This is a genomic window from Massilimicrobiota sp. An134 (genome assembly GCF_002160815.1).
Classification (GTDB): Bacteria; Bacillota_I; Bacilli_A; order Erysipelotrichales; family Coprobacillaceae; genus Allocoprobacillus; species Allocoprobacillus merdigallinarum.
The window spans coordinates 65,415-88,745 of record NZ_NFLH01000001.1 but is presented as its reverse complement, the minus strand read 5'-3'; the positions used below and the strand labels follow the sequence as shown (position 1 = coordinate 88,745).

28 protein-coding genes are annotated in these 23,331 nt (G+C 29.1%); 21 read left to right on the top strand and 7 right to left on the bottom strand.

Translation table 11 applies throughout. The features are described 5' to 3' along the window. The first annotated feature begins 9 nt into the window (after positions 1 to 9). The 21 genes from comGC to B5E79_RS00445 all read left to right on the top strand — a co-directional run bounded on the left by comGC (position 10) and on the right by B5E79_RS00445 (position 16,942). Positions 10 to 315, top strand: coding sequence for a competence type IV pilus major pilin ComGC (gene comGC, locus B5E79_RS00550; protein ID WP_087244041.1), 306 nt, complete (start codon positions 10 to 12; stop codon positions 313 to 315). Continuing rightward, positions 269 to 700, top strand: coding sequence for a competence type IV pilus minor pilin ComGD (gene comGD, locus B5E79_RS00545; RefSeq protein WP_087244040.1), 432 nt, complete (start codon positions 269 to 271; stop codon positions 698 to 700). Before comGC ends, comGD begins: the two co-directional genes overlap by 47 nt. Before the next feature lie 153 nt (positions 701 to 853). Continuing rightward, positions 854 to 1,318: a competence type IV pilus minor pilin ComGF gene (locus B5E79_RS00535; protein ID WP_255376332.1), complete on the top strand. Its 465-nt coding sequence runs from the start codon at positions 854 to 856 to the stop codon at positions 1,316 to 1,318. After that, positions 1,296 to 1,673 (top strand): hypothetical protein, encoded by a 378-nt coding sequence (locus tag B5E79_RS00530; RefSeq protein ID WP_087296586.1) that lies wholly within the window; start codon positions 1,296 to 1,298, stop codon positions 1,671 to 1,673. Before B5E79_RS00535 ends, B5E79_RS00530 begins: the two co-directional genes overlap by 23 nt. Before the next feature lie 258 nt (positions 1,674 to 1,931). Next, a complete protein-coding gene (gene efp, locus B5E79_RS00525; protein ID WP_087244036.1) occupies positions 1,932 to 2,492 on the top strand; it encodes an elongation factor P in 561 nt (186 codons plus the stop codon). A gap of 62 nt (positions 2,493 to 2,554) precedes the next feature. Then, positions 2,555 to 3,013 carry a SpoIIIAH-like family protein gene (locus B5E79_RS00520; RefSeq protein ID WP_087244035.1) on the top strand — a complete coding sequence of 153 codons (459 nt, stop codon included), beginning with the start codon at positions 2,555 to 2,557 and terminating at the stop codon, positions 3,011 to 3,013. Between the two features lie 56 nt (positions 3,014 to 3,069). Then, positions 3,070 to 3,417 carry an Asp23/Gls24 family envelope stress response protein gene (locus B5E79_RS00515; RefSeq protein ID WP_087244034.1) on the top strand — a complete coding sequence of 116 codons (348 nt, stop codon included), beginning with the start codon at positions 3,070 to 3,072 and terminating at the stop codon, positions 3,415 to 3,417. Between the two features lie 97 nt (positions 3,418 to 3,514). Beyond that, positions 3,515 to 3,919, top strand: a complete 405-nt coding sequence (gene nusB, locus B5E79_RS00510; protein ID WP_087296585.1) for a transcription antitermination factor NusB — start codon at positions 3,515 to 3,517, stop codon at positions 3,917 to 3,919. After that, positions 3,919 to 5,172, top strand: coding sequence for an exodeoxyribonuclease VII large subunit (gene xseA, locus B5E79_RS00505; RefSeq protein WP_087296584.1), 1,254 nt, complete (start codon positions 3,919 to 3,921; stop codon positions 5,170 to 5,172). The genes nusB and xseA overlap by 1 nt, the downstream gene beginning before the upstream one ends. 8 nt (positions 5,173 to 5,180) lie before the next feature. Continuing rightward, positions 5,181 to 5,396, top strand: a complete 216-nt coding sequence (gene xseB, locus B5E79_RS00500; protein ID WP_087244031.1) for an exodeoxyribonuclease VII small subunit — start codon at positions 5,181 to 5,183, stop codon at positions 5,394 to 5,396. A 4-nt stretch (positions 5,397 to 5,400) separates the two neighbouring features. Then, positions 5,401 to 6,252: a polyprenyl synthetase family protein gene (locus B5E79_RS00495; protein WP_087296583.1), complete on the top strand. Its 852-nt coding sequence runs from the start codon at positions 5,401 to 5,403 to the stop codon at positions 6,250 to 6,252. Beyond that, the gene (dxs, locus tag B5E79_RS00490; RefSeq protein WP_087244029.1) at positions 6,253 to 8,127 is read left to right on the top strand and encodes a 1-deoxy-D-xylulose-5-phosphate synthase; all 1,875 of its coding nucleotides are present in this window, start codon (positions 6,253 to 6,255) and stop codon (positions 8,125 to 8,127) included. Next, the gene (locus tag B5E79_RS00485) at positions 8,108 to 8,911 is read left to right on the top strand and encodes a TlyA family RNA methyltransferase (RefSeq protein WP_087244028.1); all 804 of its coding nucleotides are present in this window, start codon (positions 8,108 to 8,110) and stop codon (positions 8,909 to 8,911) included. The genes dxs and B5E79_RS00485 overlap by 20 nt, the downstream gene beginning before the upstream one ends. Before the next feature lie 9 nt (positions 8,912 to 8,920). After that, positions 8,921 to 10,573, top strand: coding sequence for a DNA repair protein RecN (gene recN, locus B5E79_RS00480; protein WP_087296582.1), 1,653 nt, complete (start codon positions 8,921 to 8,923; stop codon positions 10,571 to 10,573). 61 nt (positions 10,574 to 10,634) lie between these two features. Continuing rightward, positions 10,635 to 11,627, top strand: a complete 993-nt coding sequence (locus B5E79_RS00475; protein ID WP_087296581.1) for a SpoIVB peptidase S55 domain-containing protein — start codon at positions 10,635 to 10,637, stop codon at positions 11,625 to 11,627. 212 nt (positions 11,628 to 11,839) lie between these two features. Beyond that, on the top strand, positions 11,840 to 12,661 hold the full coding sequence (gene spo0A, locus B5E79_RS00470) for a sporulation transcription factor Spo0A (protein WP_087296664.1): 822 nt from the start codon (positions 11,840 to 11,842) through the stop codon (positions 12,659 to 12,661). A 14-nt stretch (positions 12,662 to 12,675) separates the two neighbouring features. Next, positions 12,676 to 13,899 (top strand): DNA polymerase IV, encoded by a 1,224-nt coding sequence (gene dinB, locus B5E79_RS00465; RefSeq protein ID WP_224762522.1) that lies wholly within the window; start codon positions 12,676 to 12,678, stop codon positions 13,897 to 13,899. 38 nt (positions 13,900 to 13,937) lie between these two features. Then, the gene (locus B5E79_RS00460; RefSeq protein WP_087296579.1) at positions 13,938 to 14,507 is read left to right on the top strand and encodes a hypothetical protein; all 570 of its coding nucleotides are present in this window, start codon (positions 13,938 to 13,940) and stop codon (positions 14,505 to 14,507) included. 58 nt (positions 14,508 to 14,565) lie between these two features. Continuing rightward, positions 14,566 to 15,489: a tyrosine recombinase gene (locus tag B5E79_RS00455; protein WP_087296578.1), complete on the top strand. Its 924-nt coding sequence runs from the start codon at positions 14,566 to 14,568 to the stop codon at positions 15,487 to 15,489. After that, the gene (locus B5E79_RS00450; RefSeq protein ID WP_087244022.1) at positions 15,476 to 16,660 is read left to right on the top strand and encodes a phosphopentomutase; all 1,185 of its coding nucleotides are present in this window, start codon (positions 15,476 to 15,478) and stop codon (positions 16,658 to 16,660) included. The genes B5E79_RS00455 and B5E79_RS00450 overlap by 14 nt, the downstream gene beginning before the upstream one ends. 12 nt (positions 16,661 to 16,672) lie before the next feature. Next, positions 16,673 to 16,942 carry a hypothetical protein gene (locus B5E79_RS00445; RefSeq protein WP_087296577.1) on the top strand — a complete coding sequence of 90 codons (270 nt, stop codon included), beginning with the start codon at positions 16,673 to 16,675 and terminating at the stop codon, positions 16,940 to 16,942. Between the two features lie 361 nt (positions 16,943 to 17,303). Here the strand turns inward: B5E79_RS00445 and B5E79_RS00440 are convergent, their stop codons facing one another. The 7 genes from B5E79_RS00440 to B5E79_RS00410 all read right to left on the bottom strand — a co-directional run bounded on the left by B5E79_RS00440 (position 17,304) and on the right by B5E79_RS00410 (position 23,329). Further along, positions 17,304 to 19,013 carry a GNAT family N-acetyltransferase gene (locus tag B5E79_RS00440; protein WP_087296576.1) on the bottom strand — a complete coding sequence of 570 codons (1,710 nt, stop codon included), beginning with the start codon at positions 19,011 to 19,013 and terminating at the stop codon, positions 17,304 to 17,306. Continuing rightward, complete coding sequence (locus B5E79_RS00435; RefSeq protein WP_087296575.1) at positions 19,010 to 20,239, bottom strand: ATP-binding protein; 1,230 nt, start codon at positions 20,237 to 20,239, stop codon at positions 19,010 to 19,012. Before B5E79_RS00435 ends, B5E79_RS00440 begins: the two co-directional genes overlap by 4 nt. A gap of 47 nt (positions 20,240 to 20,286) precedes the next feature. Then, positions 20,287 to 21,651: a PFL family protein gene (locus B5E79_RS00430; protein WP_087296574.1), complete on the bottom strand. Its 1,365-nt coding sequence runs from the start codon at positions 21,649 to 21,651 to the stop codon at positions 20,287 to 20,289. 11 nt (positions 21,652 to 21,662) lie between these two features. Beyond that, positions 21,663 to 21,935 (bottom strand): ACT domain-containing protein, encoded by a 273-nt coding sequence (locus B5E79_RS00425; protein ID WP_087244017.1) that lies wholly within the window; start codon positions 21,933 to 21,935, stop codon positions 21,663 to 21,665. Between the two features lie 83 nt (positions 21,936 to 22,018). Beyond that, positions 22,019 to 22,333 (bottom strand): PTS sugar transporter subunit IIB, encoded by a 315-nt coding sequence (locus tag B5E79_RS00420; protein ID WP_087244016.1) that lies wholly within the window; start codon positions 22,331 to 22,333, stop codon positions 22,019 to 22,021. 295 nt (positions 22,334 to 22,628) lie between these two features. Next, a complete protein-coding gene (locus B5E79_RS00415) occupies positions 22,629 to 23,027 on the bottom strand; it encodes a hypothetical protein (protein ID WP_087296573.1) in 399 nt (132 codons plus the stop codon). A 26-nt stretch (positions 23,028 to 23,053) separates the two neighbouring features. Then, the gene (locus B5E79_RS00410; protein WP_087296572.1) at positions 23,054 to 23,329 is read right to left on the bottom strand and encodes a phage holin family protein; all 276 of its coding nucleotides are present in this window, start codon (positions 23,327 to 23,329) and stop codon (positions 23,054 to 23,056) included. Positions 23,330 to 23,331 lie beyond the last annotated feature (2 nt).

The window sequence follows — 23,331 nt, the reverse complement described above, 5'->3', positions numbered from 1 at the left end:
AAAGTAAATATGTTTAATAAAAAAGGGTTTACTTTAATTGAAATGATCTTCTGTATTAGTGTTATTTTAGTTATTCTACTTCTTGTTATTCCTAATGTAACATCTAAAAATACTGTTGTTAAAAATAAAGGGTGTGAAGCTCAAATTGAGGTTGTCAATTCACAAATTTTGTTATATGAAATTGAAAATGGTAAATTACCAACCAAGATTTCTGATTTAACAAGTGGCTCTGATCCATATTTAACAGAAAAGCAAGGTGTCTGTCCAAATGGAAAGAAAATATCTATCAAAAATGGGCAAGCCTATGTACGATAAATCAGGATTCACTATGATTGAAACATTATTTGTTCTCATGATTATGTGTATGTTATTTTGTTTGTCGTGGCGCATACATTTACCAGTCAAAAACGATCATACAAAGATTGAAGAAATAACACGTTTTTTATATCAGGCGAAATTGACAGCTATGAATCTAAAAACGCAAGTGACAGTGACTTTTGCATCTGATTTTATTCAATACGAATGGGAAGAATCCTCACAAACTTTTACTCTTGATTCAAATGATTCATTTGAATCACATCAGCTGACATTTAATGAAAATGGAAACATTCAAGGAGCAAAGACACTCACATATTATTGTGGGAGTCAAGTTTATACACTTGTTTATCAGATTGGAAGTGGTAGTTTTTATGTTCAATAGAAAAGGAACTACATTAATTGAAAGCTTGTTTGCTTTTGAAATTTTTATTTCAGTTTTTATTCTCTTTATAAGTTTATTTTCAATATTATACAAAAAGGAAATAAAGATACATCAAGATTATCAATTATTGTTAAAAGAAGAAGGTGATTTCACATATTCACAAGATTACGTCAGTATCATCGAGATGGTTTTACTTTAATTGAAGTATTATTATCTCTTTCAATAACACTGATGATTATTTTCACTTTAACTGGGTTATTTAATCTTATACAATACGCTTATACTCATCATACCGCAAATAATGAAGATATTTATATTGCAGCCAAACAATGCAGTCAATATACCATTGGAACATCGTACATAGAAGTTGGAGAGGTATTTCGCTATTTAGATTTTGATGGAGAAGAGAACTCGCTTATTCTTGATAACAATAGATTAGTAAAAACGCCAGGATTTGAAATATTATTATTTCATGTTGATGATGTTTCTTTTTCTATTGAAAATGATTTGATATATATCCATTTAACAAGAGATCGTCAACGTTACTCTTTTCTATTGACATATGCGTTTACTCCTGAAAAAGAGGAAGGACAAGATGAAATCGTTACTAATGAATAGAAGGGGATCTATTCTTCAAATCGTATTAATTGTTTTTATGCTTTTAACATTAGCATTATCTATAACGAGTTTTTATATTCTTCAATCTGCCAGCCAGCTCCATTCTATTTCTTTGTTATTGAAACAAAAAAATTTAGAAATTTTCTTGGTAAAGTATTATAGCGATACTGTTCAAAATGATATTTTACTAAGTGATAATTACAGTTTTAATGATAATGAAGTGATATCAACCGTAGATGATTTAGGGAATTATTATGAAGTCACAACATTTGTTCAAACAAAACAGATGCAGTATTCTTTTTTAGTATGGGTAGAAGTGGATACAGGAGCCATTTTAAAATTTGAATATGTATAGGAGGTTCTATTTTATGATTTATTATATTGTTTTTGGTATTTTAATTATTTGTTTTTTATTAACATGTTATTGTAATAAGGCAATGATAGATGAAAAAAAGAAACGCAATCTAAAAGTTATGACCTATATTTTACTTGCAATAGATTTTATCTTTATTCTTTTTTTCTAAAGCAATAGTACAATGCACTTTTTTATTTTACAATATCATTGAAATTTGCTATAATCTAGAAGACATATAGCAAAGGAGAGATATTTTTTATGGCAGTCAACATTAAAGAATTAAAACCAGGAAATGCATATACAGAAAATAATGATCTTTTTTTATGTATTTCTAATGATCAAAATAAACAAGGTAGATTATCAGGAAAATATATGGTAAAAAGAAAAAATATGAGAACAAGTGCTATTACTGAAGTTTCTTATAATCCTACTGCAAAAGTTGATTTAGCAATGATTGAAAAAAGAAAAATGCAATATTTATATGATTCAGGAGATAGCTTTGTTTTCATGGATAATGAAACTTATGAACAAATTGAAATTCCTGCTAGTCGTCTTGAATGGGAAAAGAATTTCTTAAAACCTTCAGACGAAGTAGAAATAACAAGTTATGAAAGTGAAGTTTTAGGAATTCAATTACCAATTAATGTTGCTTTTAAAATTACTGAAACTGAACCAGCTGTAAAAGGTGATACAGCAACTGGAGCAACAAAAAATGCAACTATCGAAACTGGATATCAAATTAAAGTTCCTTTATTTATTAATGAAGGTGAAGTTGTTATTGTTAATACAGTTGATGGTAAATATCAAGGAAGAGCGTAAGCTCTTTTTTTCATAATTAAGTCTGTTTTATCATATAGTATATAGAAAAAAGGAGAATGAATATGAATAAACAGGCTTTTACATTTTTAACTTTATTTAGTCTTATTCTTGTGTTATCAATTTATTACATCATGTTACCACCAACCTCACAAAATGAAGTTGTTCAAAATGATATTTCTACTATTGAACAATTACAGAATCAGCTTGATAAAAAAAGAGAAGATATTATTACTAAAAACAATGAAATTATTGCAAAAGAATCAAGCACTTCTGAATCTATTAATGAAGCACTAGAAACTATAAGTGAAACAAAAAATGTGACTGAAAAAGAAAAATCAATTGTCACACAATTAGGGGAACTTGGTTATCAGGAAAGTTATGTAGAAATTGATAATCAGACTGTCAAAATAACAATTTTGAAAAAGGATGCAACACAAAGTGATGCTTCAAATGTCATTAAAGAAGTTCTTAATTTAGTAGGTGATTCATATCAGGTGGAAGTTAAATTTATTGATGAATAAAACTTGTATTTTTGTAACTTTTTATATACAATAGTAGTAAGAAGAGAGGTAATGTTATGGCACATAATGAATACTATACTTATACACAAGGACGTGTTAATGGAAAGATTTTGATGAATGTTCAAGTGTTTGATGAAATTACAAAGAGAACTGTCAATGAAATGAAAAATGTTTCTTTAGATACATCTAAGGGAATGCAGATTCCCGGTACAAAAAAAGTAGTAAACTGCTCAATAAAAGATAATGAAGTTTATATATGTATCCATGTTCGTATTAAATATGGTGTTAATATTTCATCAATAACAAAAGAAATTCAGGAGAAAATAGCAGTTGCTGTTAAACAAATGACTGATGTTGACGTACAACACATCAATATTGAAGTTGATAATATTGAGTTTGATTAAAGTAAGAAAATGATTTCTTACTTTTCTTTTGTTTATTTTTATATATAATTGTGGTAAAATGTAATATATTTGAAAATTGTGGAGGCAACTTAATTATATGGAAAAAACACATAGAAAAATAGCGAGAGAACAAGCTACGATTTGTATTTATCAAAATTTATTAGTAGGAACTTCTCTTGATGAAATGCGTACTTATATATCAGAAAATGAAAAGTTATCAACAAGCGAAGATTCGTTAAAATTTGCGTTGTGGTTAGTAGAAACAACATTACAGAATAAAGAATCTTATCAAAAATTATTAGAAAAACATTTAAAGAAAGGTTGGACTTTTGAACGTTTAAGCGTTATGGAAAGAGCCATCTTATTAATTGCGGCTTGTGAATTGTTGGAATCCGATCTTCCTAAAACAATTGTGATTAATGAAGCTGTTGTTAATGCTAAGAAATTCTGTGATGACGAATCTTATAAATTCATTAATGGTATTTTAGGACATATTGTTTAATGGATGCAAAAAAATATATTAGTGTACATACATTAAATAAATATATAAAAGCAAGATTTGATCAGGATGCTTCTTTGCATAATGTCTATATTACTGGTGAAATTTCAAATTATAGACCACATCCTAGTGGTCATCTTTATTTCACTTTAAAAGATGATCATTCAAGAATTTCAGCAGTTATGTTTTCTTCGGCAGCAAAAAAACTTCAATTTCAATTGGAAAATGGAATGAAAGTGTATATACGAGCCCGTGTTTCGGTTTATGAAGTCACTGGTGAATATCAGTTATATGTACAATCAATTGAACAGGATGGCCTAGGAAAGTTATATCTAGCATTTGAAGATTTGAAAAAGAAATTAGCAAAAGAAGGCTTGTTTGATGAAAAGTTTAAAAAGCCTATACCTCGTTTTCCTAAATCTATCGCTATTTTAGCAGCTAAAAGTGGAGATGCTGTTCATGATTTTATTGAAATTGCACATTCACGTTTCCCTTTTGTAAGATTGATTTTTTTCCCAATTCCAGTCCAAGGGAAAAATGCATATTTAAAAATTATCGAAACTTTACAAAATGTAGATCGCATTGGTTTTGATTTAATTGTGATAACACGTGGTGGTGGTACAATTGAGAATTTGTGGAACTTTAATGAAGAAGCTTTAGCCCGTGTTATTTTTCAATGCCAGACGCCTATTATTAGTGCCGTTGGACATGAATTAGATTTTACAATATGCGATTTTGTCAGTGATTTGCGTTGTCCAACTCCAACAGCAGCAGCTGTAAGCGCTACGCCTGATCAGGAAGAATTAAAAAAACATTTGAATGGATTAACCCAACAATTGGTGCATGATATGAACCACTATCTTCAAAATTGTCAACAAACATTAAATAGATTAAAAAATTCTTATTTTTTAACAACACCAGAAGCTCTTTATTCACAAGAGATATTACGTCTAACACATTTACAAGATCAGTTCTCTTATCAGTTTAAGTTATTAAATATGAAAGTTGAACAACAGCTTTTACATCATCAAAAACAGTTAAAGCAAAAAATGGATCAAAATATACAAAAACAAAACTATAAAATCCAACAATTGATTATCCAACTTGATGCTTTAAGCCCTTTAAAAGTTATGCAGAGAGGTTATACTTTAATAAAGAAGGATAATCAACTTATAAAATCTCAAAATGATGTAAAAACAGACGATCTTATTGATATACAATTTTATGATGGTATGAGAAAGGCACAAATAAAGTAGGTGAGAAAATGGAAGCAATGACATACGAAGAAGCTATAAAGCGCTTAGAAGAAATTGTAAGCTTACTTGAAAATAATGAAATTGCATTAGAAGATAGCATAGCTTTATTTCAAGAAGGTATTACTCTTTCTAAATATTGTGATGAAAAACTAAAAAATATTCAAGAAAAAGTCGCACAAATATATGAAGATGGAAAGCTCAAAGAATTTAAGAATGGGGAATAATACAATGGATACAATGAAAGAAGAAATTAACCAACGTTTAGTGAAATTATGTGAACCATTGAAAGATGGAAGAGTCAAGGATGCAATGTTATATTCCTTATTGGCACCTGGTAAACGTTTGCGTCCAATTTTATTTTTAACAGTGTTAAGAGCTTATCAATTTGATTACCATCAATATTTAGATGTTGCATGTGCAATTGAGATGATTCATACTTATTCACTTATTCATGATGATTTACCTGGTATGGATAATGATGATTTAAGAAGAGGAAGAAAAACGTGTCATAAAGAATTTGATGAAGCTACAGCTATTTTAGCTGGAGATGCTTTATTAAATTTAGGAGTTAATATCATATTACAAACAACTTCACTTGATGATTCTTTAAAAGTTCAACTAACTAATCTTTTGTATCAGGCAAGTGGAATTAATGGGATGATTTATGGGCAACAACAAGATCTTTATTTTGAAAATCGAAAAGCTGATTTATCTCAATTAGAAGATATCCATAAACATAAAACAGGAGAGTTAATTTCAGTTAGCATGCAAATGGCTGCCTGTATCGCCAAAAAAAGTGATCTTGATGCATGGAAACAACTAGGTTTTGACTTAGGTTTAGCATTTCAAATTCAGGATGATATTTTAGATGTTACAGGGACGACTGAAGAGTTAGGAAAAAAGGTTGGAAGTGATTTGGAAAATCATAAATCTACTTATGTAAGCTTGATAGGAGTCGAAGCTTCACAGAAAAAAATCGAAGAATTATTCCAAAAATGTTATGAAAGAATTTATGCAATGCAAATTAATCATGGATTGATTTTAGAATTGTTTATAAAAATTTTGAAAAGGGTGAGTTAAATGAAACTTGAGCAAATCAAGAATCCTCAGTTTTTAAAACAATTAAATATTGAAGAACTAGAAGAACTGGCTGATCAAATCAGGTCGTTTATTATTCATCATGTATCTGAAACAGGTGGACATTTTTCTAGTAATTTGGGGGTTGTTGAATTAACAATTGCATTACACTATATTTTTGATTCACCATTAGATAAAATCATTTTTGATGTTGGACATCAATCTTATGTTCATAAAATATTGACAGGACGAGCTGCACAATTTTCAACACTTAGACAATATAATGGTTTGAGTGGTTTTCAAAAGAAAAAAGAAAGTATTCATGATGTATGGGAAGCTGGTCATTCATCAACAGCATTATCAGCAGCTATTGGAATGGCTATTGCTAGAGATTTAAATCACGAACAAGGTGAAATGATATGTGTTGTAGGTGATGCTGCACTTATGAGTGGGGAATCATTTGAGGCGCTTAATTATATTGGATCTGTTGATTCTAAAGTGATTATTATTCTTAATGATAATAATATGTCTATTTCTAGAAATGTTGGTGGCTTAAGTAATTTCTTTTCTGATATTCGTATGTCTACGCAATATAAAAACGCTCGTAATAATTATATTTCTTTTTTGAGCAAATCAAATTTAGGAAAAAAAGTTTATAAAATAACAAAAAAAGTGAAAGATCAAATAAAAAACAATGTTATTAATGATAATATTTTTGGTGAATTTGGTTTAGATTATATAGGACCTATTAATGGTCATGATTTTCATGATCTTTTTAATGCTTTGAGTTTGGCATCTGAAATGGATCATAGTGTTGTTGTTCATGTCCATACTGTAAAAGGAAAAGGATACCCTCTTGCTGAAAATGATTACTATGGAGTTTATCATGGTGTTGCTCCATTTGATTATCGTGAAGGTATTCGTTCAAAAGAAAGTTCTATGATTAGCTGGAGTGAAGTTGTTGCAAGACATATTGAAAAATGGATGTATGAAGACCAGGACATTGTAACAATTACACCAGCAATGATATCAGGAAGCTGTCTGCGTCATATTTTTGATACTTTTCCTGATCGTGCTTTTGATGTAGGTATTGCTGAAGAACATGCTATGACTTTTGCTGCTGGACTTTCAAATGCTCAAAAGAAACCATTTATTACTATTTATTCTTCTTTTTTACAGCGTGCATATGATCAGATCAACCATGATATTGCAAGAATGCAATTACCATGTCTCATAGGCGTGGATCGTAGTGGACTTGTTGGTGCAGATGGTGAAACACATCATGGCGTTTTTGATATGAGTATTCTTTCATCTATTCCAAATCTTGTTATTATGACACCTAAAGATGCTATTGAAATGAAAATGATGATAAATACTGTTTTTCGTCACTTTCAACATCCATATATTCTCAGATTTCCAAAGGGGAATATTGAAGATAAAGATGTTTCTTTAGATAAGGAGATAAGTATAGGATCATGGGAAAAGATTATCTTTGATTCACAGAATGCTTTAACTATTATGACTTATGATGTAAAAGTTGATCGTGTTGCTCATTGGCTTATGACAGAACAATTACCAGTTAATTTAATTAATGCACGTTTTATTAAACCTATGGATGAAAATATTCTTGATGAACTGTCTCAAACACATCAACATATACTTGTTTATGAAACTGATTTGATGATTGGGTCGTTAGGTGCATCTATTGCTCATTATTATTCAAGAAAGAAAATGCCTATGACTATTGATTATATAGGAATTGATGACCATTACACACCTCAGGGAGATTTAGACACATTATTCAAAATAGAACATATACATTTAGATGATTTAAAACAAAAAGTAAAGGAGATACTTGATGAAGAAGGAAAGAGTTGATATTCTTTGTGTAGAACAGGGATTATTTGATTCTCGCGAAAAGGCAAAGCGAGCTATAATGGCGGGAATCGTTCGTGATGATTATGACTATATTGATAAACCTGGTACTAAAATACCAGTTGATTCACATTTGTATATCAAAGGAGAAAAATTGCCTTATGTATCACGTGGCGGACTAAAGCTTGAAAAAGCTATTCAAATTTTTAATTTAGATTTAAATCATCTATTAATGCTTGATATTGGTTCTTCTACAGGAGGATTTACAGATTGTGCTTTACAACATGGTGCTAGAGAGGTTTATGCATTAGATGTTGGAACAAATCAGTTAGTCTGGAAATTAAGAAATGATCCTCGTGTTCACGTTTTAGAACAAACAAACTTTCGATATGCTACAATGGATTTATTTCAATATGGTCAACCGGATTTTGCGAGTATTGATGTTTCGTTTATTTCGTTAAAACATATCTTTCCTGCTTTATCTCAGATTTTAAAAAAGGATTCATATTGTGTAGCTTTAATTAAACCACAATTTGAGGCTGGCAGAGAAGATGTAGGAAAACATGGAATTGTTTCTCAACCTGAAATTCATCAAAGAGTCATTCAAGAAGTTATTACATATGCCCATGAACAAGGATTTTCTTTACAGGGACTGACTTACTCGCCAATTACTGGAGGAGAAGGGAATATTGAGTTTTTAGGATGCTTTATTCATCGTCAGAATGTAGATAAAGATATAGATATTTATAAAGTTGTCGAAGAAGCACACAGCCATTTTAAAGGGTAGGTGAAATACATGTTAAAAAGTTTATATGTTTCATCATTTGTTATTATTGATAAAATGAAAATTGATTTTCAAGAAGGAATGAGCGTTATTACTGGAGAAACAGGAGCTGGAAAATCTATTGTGATTGATGCTATTGGACAATTATGTGGTAACCGCTCTTCCGCTTCATTTGTCAAAAAAGGATGTTCAGAAGCTGTCATTGAAGGTGTTTTTGATGTGACTGTAACACCTCAACTAGAAGCCATATGTCAGCAATTACATATAGAAGCTGATGACGAATTTATTATTACAAAAAATATTCAAAGTAATGGTAAGAGTCAAGTTAAAATCAATTATCAATCATCTACTCATAATGCTTTAAAATTATTAATGCCTTATTTGATTGATATTCATTCTCAATTTGAAACACAAAAACTTTTTGCTCAAAAAAATCATATCCTTTTATTGGATGAATATGCAAAAGATGAGCTACAAGATCTTTTCTTAGATTATCAAACTCAATTTCAACAATATAAAGATATACAACAACATTTGAATCAAACTATTCAAGAAGATATGTCAGATGAACAGCTTGATTTTTTAAAAAGTCAATTAAAAGAAATTGAAGAAGTCAGTTATACAGATGATGAAATAGATCGTTTTGAAGAAGAATTAAAAATATTACAAAATTATGAGAAAATGAATGCATGTATTCAAAATTTTGAACAACTTATGAATAATGGTCAAGGTGTTTTACCAAAATTAAAAGAGGCTACTTATGAAATCCAATCATTATCTTCTTATCAAGAGTTTGAGGAACCTGTAGAAAGTATACAAAATCTTTATTATAACTTATTAGATATTACAGAAAATATACTGGATACATATCGTTCTTTTCATTTTGATGAATATCGTTTTAATGAACTTCAAGACATTTTATTTAAAGTCAATAGATTAAAAAGAAAATATGGTTTTACAATGCAAAATATTCAGGAATATCATGATGAATTAATACAAAAAATTCAAACTATTGAAAATAGAGAAGAATATATTTTACAGCTTCAAAATAAGCTTCAGCAACAAGAAAAGAAAACAAAAGATATCGCAATGCAAATGCATCATATACGTAAAAAATATGCTAAAAAATTTGAAGCTGATATTCATCAAGAACTCCAAGACTTATATTTAGATAAAGCTATTTTTAAAGTTCAAATAAAAGAATCTCTAATGCTTCAGCCACTAGGATGTACTGATGTACAATTTATGGTTTCTATCAATCAGGGACAAGATTTAAGCCTTTTAAACGAAACAGCAAGTGGGGGAGAAATTTCACGTATAATGTTAGCAATAAAAACAACAATTTTAGAATATAACAGTATTGATACTATTATTTTTGATGAAATTGACACTGGTGTCAGTGGAAAAGTAGCAACGAAAATTGGTGAGAAAATGAAAAAAACAGCTTTAAAAAAACAGGTTATTTGTATTACTCATTTACCTCAAGTTGCAGCTTTAGCAGATTATCATTATTGTATTGAAAAAAAATCAACTGATGATGAAACTATCACTTCTATTCATCTTCTAGATTCTAACCAAAAAATTATAGAAATTGCAAAAATGTTATCTGGTGAAACTATGACTCAAGAAGCTATAGCAAATGCTAAAAAATTATTAGATGCATAAAATAAAGCATATATGCCAAAATAAAATGTAATCAATTTGATTACAAGGAGGTGTATATGCTTTGCTTTTTAAAAAGTTGAGTATATCACTCATCACTGTCGTTTCATTAGTATTCCCATCCTTTCAAGTCTTTGCAGCAGATGTTATTCTAGGTGGTCAATCAATAGGGATCGAGCTTGATTATGAAGGTGTTATGATTACTGGAACTTATGATATTTCTATTGACAATCGTCCTTATAATCCAGCAAGTGATGGCTATCAGTCTGGTGATTTAATTACGCAAGTGAATCAGCAGAATGTAGAATCTATTTCAGAGTTAATGGAATCTGTTAAAAACAGTGTAGAAAAGAATCAAAAAATTATGTTAACCTTAAAACGTCAGAATAAGACCATAAAAAAAGAATTGAAATTTCAAAAAAAAGATGATCAATTTACGACTGGACTTTATGTTCAGGATGGTTTAACTGGCATAGGGACGATGACGTATTATAACCCTGAAACACATCACTTTGGAGCATTAGGACATATGATGTATGATACTTCATTATCAAGTGATACAACGATTAAAAATGGAACAGTTTATAATTCGTATGTTAAAAAAATAAACCCTTCTCAAAATGGAAATCCAGGAGAAAAAATTGCTGAAATCGGTTCTATTGAAATAGGAAGATTGTATGAAAATAATAATTATGGTATTTATGGCCAATATACAAATCTTTCTGATCAACTTCAAACAATTTCAACAGCTTCTATGGATGAGATTGAATTGGGAGAAGCTTATTTTTTAACTGTTCTCAATGGTCACGAAGTCAGTCGTTGTTCAATTCGCATCACTGATTTAAAGAAACAAAACGAACCTGATGTAAAGGGTATAACTTTCGAAATAACAGATGAAGAAGTTCTGTCATTAACAAATGGTATTGTTCAAGGAATGAGTGGTTCACCTATCATTCAAAACAATAAACTCATTGGATGTGTAACACATGTTGACATAAACAATGTTCATCAAGGTTATGGATTATATATTGATTGGATGCTTAAAAACGACAAATAGAAAGAGAATCCTGCTAGATTCTCTTTTTCTTATTTCAACACGATTAGACTTTTTAACAAACTTTATGTCGAAAAAAGCAGTGAAAATTTTGACGAATAGATATAAATTCATTTTTTCACATTTATTTTTTGTATAAAGACTAGGAATATGAATTTGACACATATATAATAAATTTGCTGATGAGAAGAAATCGAAAGGGAAAATTGGAAATTATGAAAACATTTATTGCTATCGAACAACCAGAGTTATTGGAAAATATAAAATATAATTTAGAAAAAACAAATAAAATGACTGTTGTTGGAACGGCACAAAATGGTATTGATTGTTTAAATTTCTTTAATCAAAGAACTTGTGATTTATTAATTATTGATCTGATGTTATCTGAAATTGATGGCATTGGCGTTTTAAAAAAACTAAAAGAAATGAATAAACAATCTTTTCAAAAAGTTATCTGTATTACCCAATTTACAAATCAGACAATTTGCAATATGTTAGAAGAACTTGGTGTCACTTATTGCTTTAAATATCCTTTTGATATTCAACACTTTATTCAATCAACACTATATATTACTGCTACTGAATTCCAAAAAACAGATTTAATGGATCAGGATGAATCTGAAAAATATAAAAAAGTGAAGATTGAAAATGAAATCACAGAAATTTTACATGAAGTTGGCATACCTGCGCATATTAAAGGTTATATGTACTTAAGAACAGCTATTTTAACAACATATTATAATATTGAAATTCTTGGTCAGGTTACAAAAGTTTTATATCCAGATATAGCAAGAATGTATAATACAACTTCATCTCGTGTAGAAAGAGCTATTAGACATGCTATTGAAGTCGCATGGAATAGGGGAAATACAGATGCTATTGATGATATATTTGGTTACACTGTTTCGGCTGTTAAAGCGAAACCAACAAATTCAGAATTTATTGCAATGATTGCTGATAAATTAAGATTAGCACATAAAACTGATCATGTAAAAAAAGAAAGTCTTTATAATTATAAAAACTATATGTTAAAATAGTTATGAAAGTTGAGGTGATTTCTTTGCAAATTATTTTTCATATTGATTTGAATGCATTTTTTGCAAGTGCCGAAATCTCTCAAAATCCTGATTTAGAAGGAAAACCTATTGTTGTCTGTCGTGAGTCACGTCGCAGCATTATTACAACTGCCTCTTACGAAGCAAGAAAATATGGAATTCATTCAGCAATGCCTTTATTTCAAGCAAAAGAACTATGTCCTCAATTGATTACTGTTCCACCTCATTTTCAACTATATAAAACTCTATCTCAACAATTTTTTGAGCTTATCTCATCTTTTTCAAAAAAACTTGAAGTCGCAAGTATTGATGAGTGCTATGTTGATATGACAGAATATATTCAACATCAGCATATCCATCCATATCAGGCCGCTAAAGACATTCAAAATCATGTTTTTAAAACTTTAAAATTACAATGTTCTATTGGTGTTGCGCCTAATAAATTTCTTGCTAAAATGGCCAGTGATATGAAAAAACCAATGGGGATAACCATGATTACAAATCGTAATTTTAAAGAAAAACTTTGGCATTTACCTGTAGGGGATATGCATGGAATTGGGAAAAAGACTGTTCCAAAATTACAGCAAATGGGAATTTATACTATTGGTGATTTGGCAAAATATGAAAACTATGAAAAAATAAGAACTATTTTTCAAAAGAATACATTTATTGTTTATCAAAGAGCTAATGGCAAAGATTTCTCTAAAATCAATTATGAGAAGAATGAGTTAAAATCAGTTGGAAATTCAACGACTTTTGAAAATGATAGTCATGATGAAGAATTCATTAAATCTGTTTTTCATTCTTTATCACAGGAAGTTTCAAATCGTGCCAAAAAAAGAGATCTTGTATCTAATTCTATTTCTATTACACTTAAATATACACGAGAAAAATCAAAAACAAAACAAACTATTATTGATCAATATACAAATGATTTTGATATCATTTATGCGACAGCTTTATTATTGTTTGAAAGTATTTATAATGGTGAAAATTTACGTCTTGTTGGTGTCAGTTTAAATAATGTTGTTCATGTTCAAGATTTAAATATACAGTTATCTTTATTTGGTAAACAAGGGAATCATCTATCTCATCATTCTCAAACTGATCAGTTTATTCATCAATTTAATGAACACTTTCCTGATATGAAAGTTATGAAAGCATCCTCACTTATTGAAGATGATGAAATTCAAAAAAAGTATCTCAAAAATAATGAATAATTTAAAAGAACGCTCATATGCTTTACAGAGGTGATAACATGAGTGTTTTTTTACAGCGTTTTATTCAAAATAAAAAATATATACTTATTGCAATTGGGGTTACTGGATTAATAGGTTTTTTATTTGGATTTTATCAGTATACGCATACACAGGAACCTATACAAAAGTTTTTCCATTATTTATTTTATTTAAATATTGAAAGTTATACAAATCATTACCAATTATATATTATTCAAAGTGGATTATTGATTTTTATTTGTACATATTTAAGTACGAGTTATGTAGGACAATTAGGTTTGTTATTTATAACTTTTTTAAAAGGATTACAAATATCATTTTCTCTACAATATGTTTTATCTGTTGTTCAAATGAATGTAATTATGGTTATTTTAATGTTATGTGAAATTCTTTTTGAAATCATCATAGTTTCAATTATTGTTTATATTGGCCTATATATATCTAGTTATGTGACATTAGTTAATTTTTATATCGAACAGAATTTTAATATCAAAAGTATTTTAAATTATCGACTTAATTTTATTATTGCCTCATTGATTGTACTCACATGTTCATTAGCTTTTCGATTATATATTGTTCCTTTATTTTAGAAGTGACTTTAGTAGTTTTTTTTGATAAAAATTGTTATAATAGCAATGGTGATGTATTTTGAAATGTAAAGATGCTATGTTGGAATATCGAGAGTATATGATTGTTGAAAAAAATTATAGTCAGCATACTGTTCATGCATACCAAAGAGATATTAAACATTTTTTGGATTATGTTTTTAAGATATATGAAATTCAATATATCGAGGATGTAAACAAGGATCATGTATATTCATACTTAAAAACAATGCGTCAAAAATTAAGTGATGCAACTATTGATCGTCATATGATATCTTTAAGACAGTTTTATCAATTTCTCATTAAAGAAAAAATTGTTTCTCAAAATATAATGAGTTCTTTTGAAATGCCAAAGCGTAAAAAATATCTGCCACAGGTTTTAAGTGAAGAAGAAATGTTTCAATTATTAAATTCTATTGTTGTAAAAGATGCCATTTCATCACGAAATCGTTGTATGGTAGAAGTTTTATATGGATGTGGTTTGCGTGTGAGTGAAATGTGTTCATTAACTTTGCAAAGTGTGAATATTCAAAAAGGATTTGTTAGATGTGTTGGAAAAGGAAATAAAGAAAGAATTATTCCAATGAATAAAAGTTGTGGACTTCTACTCAAAGAATATATTGAAAAGTACCGTGATGAACTTTGCAAAAAAGGAACAACACCTTATCTTTTTTTAACTCAAAATGGAAAAGTAATGACGAGAGATGATTTTTATCATATTCTTGAACATTTAGTGAAAAATAGTGGTTTAATGAAACATATAAGTCCTCATACTTTACGCCATACTTTTGCGACACATTTATTAGAACATGATGCTGATTTACGTTCAATTCAGGAAATGCTAGGGCATAGTGATATTTCAACAACAACTATCTATACACATGTATCACAAAATAAAGCAATTGAGGATTATCGTCAATTACATCCTAGAATGCAAGAAAGGAACAAGAAAAATGGAAAAATATAAACGTGTATTTTTAATAGTGTTAGATTCATTAGGTATAGGAGATGCACATGATGCTGCACAATTTGATGATGTTGGTGCAAATACTTTAGGTCATATCTGCGAAAAAGTAGGGGGGCTAGATGTTCCTTGTTTAGAAGGAATGGGTTTAGGAAATATTGGTCAATTTCAAGGTATTCATGCTCTAAAAAATCAATTAGCTTATACTGCGAGACTTGAAGAAGTTTCCAATGGTAAAGATACAATGACTGGACATTGGGAAATGATGGGATTACATATTACCAAACCTTTTAAAACATTCACTGAAACAGGATTTCCAAAAGAATTCATTGATCTATTTGAAGAAAAAACAGGTCGTAAATGTGTTGGAAATTATGCTGAAAGTGGCACAAAAATACTTGATGACTGGGGTGAACATCAGATAAAAACTGGTGATTGGATTGTTTATACATCAGCAGATTCAGTATTTCAAATTGCTGCTAATGAAGAAATTATACCTCTTGAAGAATTATATAAAGCGTGTGAAATTGCTAGAGAAATTGCAATGGATGACAGATGGAAAGTCGGACGCATCATTGCCAGACCATTTGTTGGTAAAAAGAAAGGTGAATTCGTAAGAACAGCTAATCGTCATGATTTAGCGTTAAAACCATTTGGTAAAACTGTTTTAGATAGTCTTAAAGAAAATCAAATTGAAGTCATTGGAATTGGTAAAATACCAGATATATTTGTTGATCAAGGTATTACACGTAAAGTTAAAACTGTTTCTAATCATGATGGTATGGAAAAAACAATAGAAATTGCGAAAGAAGATTTTCGTGGATTAGCTTTCTTAAATTTAGTAGATTTTGATGCTGTTTATGGACATCGAAGAAATCCTGAAGGATATGGACAAGCCATTGTTGAATTTGATCATCAGTTAGAAGAATTATTATATTGTTTAAATAGTGATGATTTGTTAATGATTACTGCTGATCATGGAAATGATCCAACATACAAAGGAACAGATCATACACGCGAAAATGTTCCACTTATCATTTATAGCAAGTCTTTACAAATGCCTAAACATTTAGGACTGTTAAAAAGCTATGCAGTCATTGGAGCAACCATTGCAGATAATTTTGATGTTGAAAATCCTGGTATAGGATCATCTATATTAAATCAAATCATCTAGGAGAAATCTATTATGAATTCACAGGACACTAGACATGGCATTATGATAACTTTAGGAGGTACTCTTATTGGTGCTTTGTTATATATTTTTGCTTTGTCTTTAGATAATCATTTTGTCATTATAACAAATTATATCATCGCAATGATATTGTATACTTGTTCTTTTTTAGCTGCATTTCAACAGTATAAAAAAATGTCTTCTCATCTCATGATATATATTCTTATATTGATTACCATAGTTTTGGCTATAAGTACATATTCTTTTGTTTCAATATTCTTATAAAATTCACATAATATATATTATACGAAGTTGTATATACTTTTAAAAAGTCTTATTACTGATTTATAAGACTTTTTATTATGTTTTTAAATATGACTCCCCTGCATCCCTGCATATTTATGAGCAAATTCCCATTTATCTTTATTTATATTGATATAGATATTCTATATCTAAATAATACATTGATTTTTTGGATTTTTCTTCATAAAATTTTTACAAAATCAATCATAATAAATGGAATTATTAAATCCGTTTACAATTTATCTTATATCTATTATAACACGATATATTTATTTTCCTTTGTATTATTGATAATTGAAAATCAGTATTTTTTTATAAAAAAAGAAGCATTTTAGCTTCTTCATTAGTACACTTCATTAATATATTTATTAGATTCTATTCTATCTTTTTGAAGCGTATTGCTCATCATTGTAATGATATATTTACTTTCACAGTTTAAATTTACAGTCATATCACATTCAAGAATTAACTTTTTAGAAGATTTCTTAAAATATGACAACATTTGTAAAAGATTATTTTGATTGAAATAGATGGCTTCACTTATATAAATACTTTCATCATCTTCATGATATATAAAATAGCCTAAATCTTCAAATATAAGGATTTGATCATTGAAACTTTCACATCTTTTTCTTAAAAGTTGCCAGTATTCATGACTACGAATACGATATTCATCAAAATGACTAACAAATTGATGATAATATTTTTCTAACAAATCATATTGCTGACTTATTTTCAAATCAGAATAATTTTCCAACATATTTTTATCAATCTCAATAACCTGATGATAATGTGATGCATGAAATCCAAAAGGTCGATAAATTTCAGGATGATAAGCTTGCAGATAAATCGTTTTATTTGTGTATTTACTCAAAACAAAATATAGAAGTTGCTTCATTAAGCCTTGTTTTTGAAAATATGGATGTGTACACACACCTAATATAAAATAACATTCTTCTGGCTTCTTATTTTTCATAATAGACATTGGAACGATTTGTAAAGCAGATAAAATACGATTATCATTTTTAAGTACAAAAGTATTTTCTTTATGATAAAGCTCTTGAAAATAATAGTTTGTTGATTCTTCTGTTTCATCTTCGAAACATTGTAGCCATAGTTTTTTAATATCTTCTAAATCATGATCATTTGCTTTTTCAATTATTGTCTGATTTTCATAAATACGATATTTATGAATCATCTTAACAGGATGTAATGATTGCTTTGATCGTCTTAAATTTTCTAGACCCATATCTTCTTCCCTATTTACCCATTTTTCATTTTGAAAATGATGTTCTAATAGTTCTTTTAATATAGCAGGATATAATCCTCTAATATCTTTATTTGCTTTTTCAACGTGTATTTGAATAGTAGAATGATTGAGTTTTGAAGCAATAATAAAAGCTTCTAATTGGTTATGGATAAAAATTCCTCCAATATGAAATGGTAAAAGATGCTTTGAGGAAAGCAATGACATGATTCCTCTAACTTCACTTGTCATTGATTCACTTAAATTATCCTTTCCCCCTTCCCATCTATTTAGACATGTAAAAATGATATCGAAATCTTTGACTATATCCAAATCACGATATTCATAATCAGGATAAGCTTTAAGAAAAGCATTGTAATGATTACGTCTTTTTTGCATTTTCTTACCAGCTAAAGTTTGAAGCATATCTTTATCATAGATATAATCATCATTAAATGGTGTCCTTTCAAAAAGGAATTGATGCGAATAATCATTTTTTTGAAGTGTTGAAACAAAACTTTCAATAGCACAATCAATCATAAAAGGAAAACCATGTTGATGGCTATATTTAATCATGTAATCTAAAGCTTCCTGATAAAATTCGGGTGTCGTAAAAGGCATAGCCCAAAAATAAATGTTTTTATAATGATGCAGCATAATAAGAAAGTTATCATGTATTTCATATTGTATATGATACTCATGATTCCACATCATCATTGTGACAAAATTGGAGTTATATCCTTCATAATTGGCTTTTTCTAAATACGGTTGAATAATTGCATAATCTTCTAATTTTAATTGTTTCATGATTGTTGAGAAAGCAGCATATGAATAAACTGTTTTGCTGTTCTTCCTGAAAAACCTCCATTTCTTATTTCCCACTGTAATGCTAATTCATGTAGTTGTTCAGTTGGCATTGTTAAATGATAAGTCTTAGCTAATGCATCAATAATATCTAAATAATGTTGTTTATCTGGATGAATATACATGATTTGAACACCAAATCGAGATACTAAAGATAATTTTTCCTGCATAGCATCGTTATTATTAATTTCCTGATCATGATTACGATCATTCCATGTTTCTTTGATTAAATGTCTACGATTACTTGTTGCATAAATTAAAATATTATCAGGTTTCTTTTCAAGACCACCTTCAATAACGGCTTTTAAATATTTATATTCAACTTCAAATTCTTCAAAAGACAAATCATCCATAAAAATGATAAAACGATAATTTCTATTTTGTAATTCATTAATAATTTGAGGCAATGATATAAATTGATGTTTATAGACTTCAACCATTCTTAAACCTTGTTTATAATAACGATTCAATAAAGCTTTAATACTACTTGACTTTCCTGTCCCACTATCGCCATAAAGTAAAACATTGTTGGCTTTTTGACCTTTTAAAAATGCTTCAGTATTTGCTATTAAGCGTTCTTTTTGACTTTCATAACCAATTAATTGTTCAAGTGTATTATTGCCAATATGATCAATTGGTATAATTTGATTATTCAAATATCGAAAGGCTTTATTTAATCCATATTTTCCAACACCATACTGATAATAATGATTATATAATATTTGATAAAACTCTTCCACTGATGTGCTTTGAGAAAGCTGAGTTTGTAAATTTGTTAATACATCAAAAATTTCTTGATTGATAATCGTAGAACTGTTTTGAAAGTCAAAAAATAAATCTTTATATAAAGAATTAAGATAAGAAAAATCATAATGATAAAGATTGTAAATGATTTCAAAATCATGACAAACTACTTTTTTTAAAGAAACAGAGATGTCTTTTTTTCTTTCTAATGCCAATGTGAATGTATTTTCATGATAAGCTAATAAATGCGTTAATAGACTTTGAAATAATTGTCCATTTAATTCATATTTTTCAGCTAAAACAAGAAGACTAGCAATAAATTCTGATTCATCAATAGATGCATCATCATCAATAAAAGATAAACATTTTAAAACAACATCATCCTGAGATATATTATTATAGACTATAAGCTGATCGTTAATCATAAATTGAACTCCTTTCTGTAAAAAAAGACGATAAAATCGTCTTTTTGTTAATTTTTAAAACTGTGGATAGGAGCAGGAATACGTCCACCTCTATCAATAAATTCATCACATGAGAATGGATTGACAGGCATGATAGGTGCATATCCCAATAAACCACCAAATTCTACTTTTTCACCAACATCTTTACCTATAACAGGAATAATACGTACTGCAGTTGTTTTTTGATTAATCATACCAATAGCCATTTCATCTGCAATAATTCCAGAAATTGTTTTTGCTGATGTTTTCCCTGGAATCGCAATCATATCTAAACCAACTGAACATACGCATGTCATAGCCTCTAATTTTTCCAATGTTAAGGCACCAGCTTCAACAGCATCAATCATACCTTGATCTTCACTGACAGGGATAAACGCTCCAGAAAGTCCACCAACATATGAAGATGCCATAACACCACCTTTTTTAACCTGATCATTTAAAATAGCTAGAGCAGCTGTTGTTCCAGGAGCCCCTACTCTTTCTAAGCCCATTTCTGTTAAACAGTCGGCAATACTATCACCAACTGCCGGTGTTGGGGCTAATGATAAATCAATAATTCCAAAAGGAATATTTAAAGCTGCAGAAGCTTCTCTAGCGACTAATTGTCCAACACGTGTAATTTTAAAAGCAGTTTTTTTAACAATTTCGCATAATTCTCCAAAATCTTTTCCTTTAGCTGTTTGAATTGCTTTTCTTACAACACCAGGACCACTGACACCCACATTAATAATAGCATCAGCTTCACTGACTCCATGAAAAGCTCCAGCCATAAAAGGATTATCATCAGGTGCATTACAAAAAACAACAAATTTTGCACACCCAATAGAATCTTGTTTTTTTGTTAATTCAGCAGTTTCTTTGATGATTTCCCCTATTAATTTAACTGCATCCATATTAATTCCCGTTTTTGTAGATCCTACGTTTACTGAACTACATACCAATTCAGTTTCTTTCATAGCTTGAGGAATAGATTGAATTAATAATTTTTCAGCAGGTGTCATTCCCTTAGAAACAATCGCACTGTAACCACCGATAAAATTCACACCAACTTTTTTAGCACAACGATCTAAAGTTTTAGCGATTTTGACAAAATCATCTGTTGATTGACATACAGATGCACCAATAAGACCAATTGGAGTTACAGAAATTCTTTTATTAACAATAGGAATCCCATATTTTTTTTCAATATTTTCTCCAGTTTCAACTAAATGTTCAGCAACACTTGTAATTTTATGATAAATATTTTGACATAAAGTATCTATATTAGCATCAATACAATCAAGTAAACTAATCCCAATTGTAATAGTGCGGACATCTAAGTTTTCCTGTTCAATCATCTTATTTGTTTCATTAACTTCAAATAAATTTATCATGATTTTCCTCCTTAGATTCTATGCATTTTATTAAAAATGTCTTCATGCTGTAATTTAATATAAACGCCTATATGATTTCCTAAATCTTCTAATTGATCACAAACGTCTGAAAATGATTCTTTTGCTAAAGACATATCAACAATCATCATCATATTAAAGTACCCATCTAATATTGTTTGAGAAATATCTAAAATATTAATATTTGCTTTAGATAAAAATTGACATACATGAGCAATAATGCCAACCTGATCTCTACCTACAACTGTTATAATTGCTTTTTCCATTTTTCTTCCTCCTGATTTTTAAACATTATAACAAACAATATGTAAAAAGAAAAGAAAAAAAGGAGCATAGCTCCTTTAAGAAATTATTTTAATAAAGATAAAGCTTTTTCGAATACGGCTTTACCGTTCATTGTTCCATAATCTCTCATATCAATGACATCTACAGGGATAGGTCCAGCTTTTCTACCAGCAGCTAATTTTTCAATAGCAGCTTTTTGGAATCTAACTTGTGGGCCAAGTAAGATGCAATCAACTTCTTCTAATACTCTAGGTGCATCAGAGAATGGTAATGCAAAGATTTTGCATTCAACACCAGCATCTTTAGCAGCAGCTTCCATTTTAGTAACTAATAAACTTGTAGACATTCCTGCAGAACATACTAATAAAATAGTTTTCATATTTCTTACTCCCTTTCTTATTATTACAATATATATTGTAACAATTTTTACCTGAATTGTAAACACTTACGGATAAAAATTTTCTATTTGAGAAAATTTTTGGGCCGAAATATGGCGTAATATCAACGTTTTTTATTTGCTGTTACTTATTTGTTACTTTTAAATTATTTCGTATTTATCAACTATTTTTAAATAGTATTAATCCTTGAAATTTATTTGATTAAATAATTCTAATCTAGATTAAACGAAAAAATAAAAGAGGATGTGTTTTACATCCTCTTAAATATAAAATGAGTTATTTATCAATACGAGCATTAATAGCCGCTATATCTCCTCTCGCTTTTAGGACTTCATCTCGACATTGATTAACTACTGTTTGAATATGTTCCATTCTTTCAGCACTCATGACTTCATGACTATCAATATGTTCCAGTACAATTTCTCGATCAGCTTTCGTCATCTCAAGAACGGCTGTACATGCTTCGATAGTTGCGGAACAATTTCTAATAATTTCATTTCGTTCTCCATCTTTTTGTGCTTGTATAAGTTTGGCATCACTTTGAGCTTTTAAATATGAAGCAATGTGAGGTCTTATATAACATAGAAACCATATAAGAAGAACGACTAATATCCAGGGTATCACTGATGCCCCAGCTCCGTGTAAAAACTTAAGAAGATCTGTAAAATCACTCATTTTATTTCACCTCTTAAAAAACCAAATTACTCGCTAGTTTCTTTCGTACCTTCAACAAAACGTGTAAAGGCTTGATGTAAACCAGTTGAAGTAAGTCCCATAAATGCGCCATAAATTACGTTTTCCATTGTGAAGCCTCCAACAAACCCATTCGTCAATGCCCCTACAATAGCCAAGATAACTGGAATGTCATTATTAGGAATTCGTTTCAAAAAAGATGCATGTTTAATAATATAACCAATTACTAAACAACCAAGTACAACAATTAATACAAAATGTTGAGTTAACTCTTCAAAATTCATAA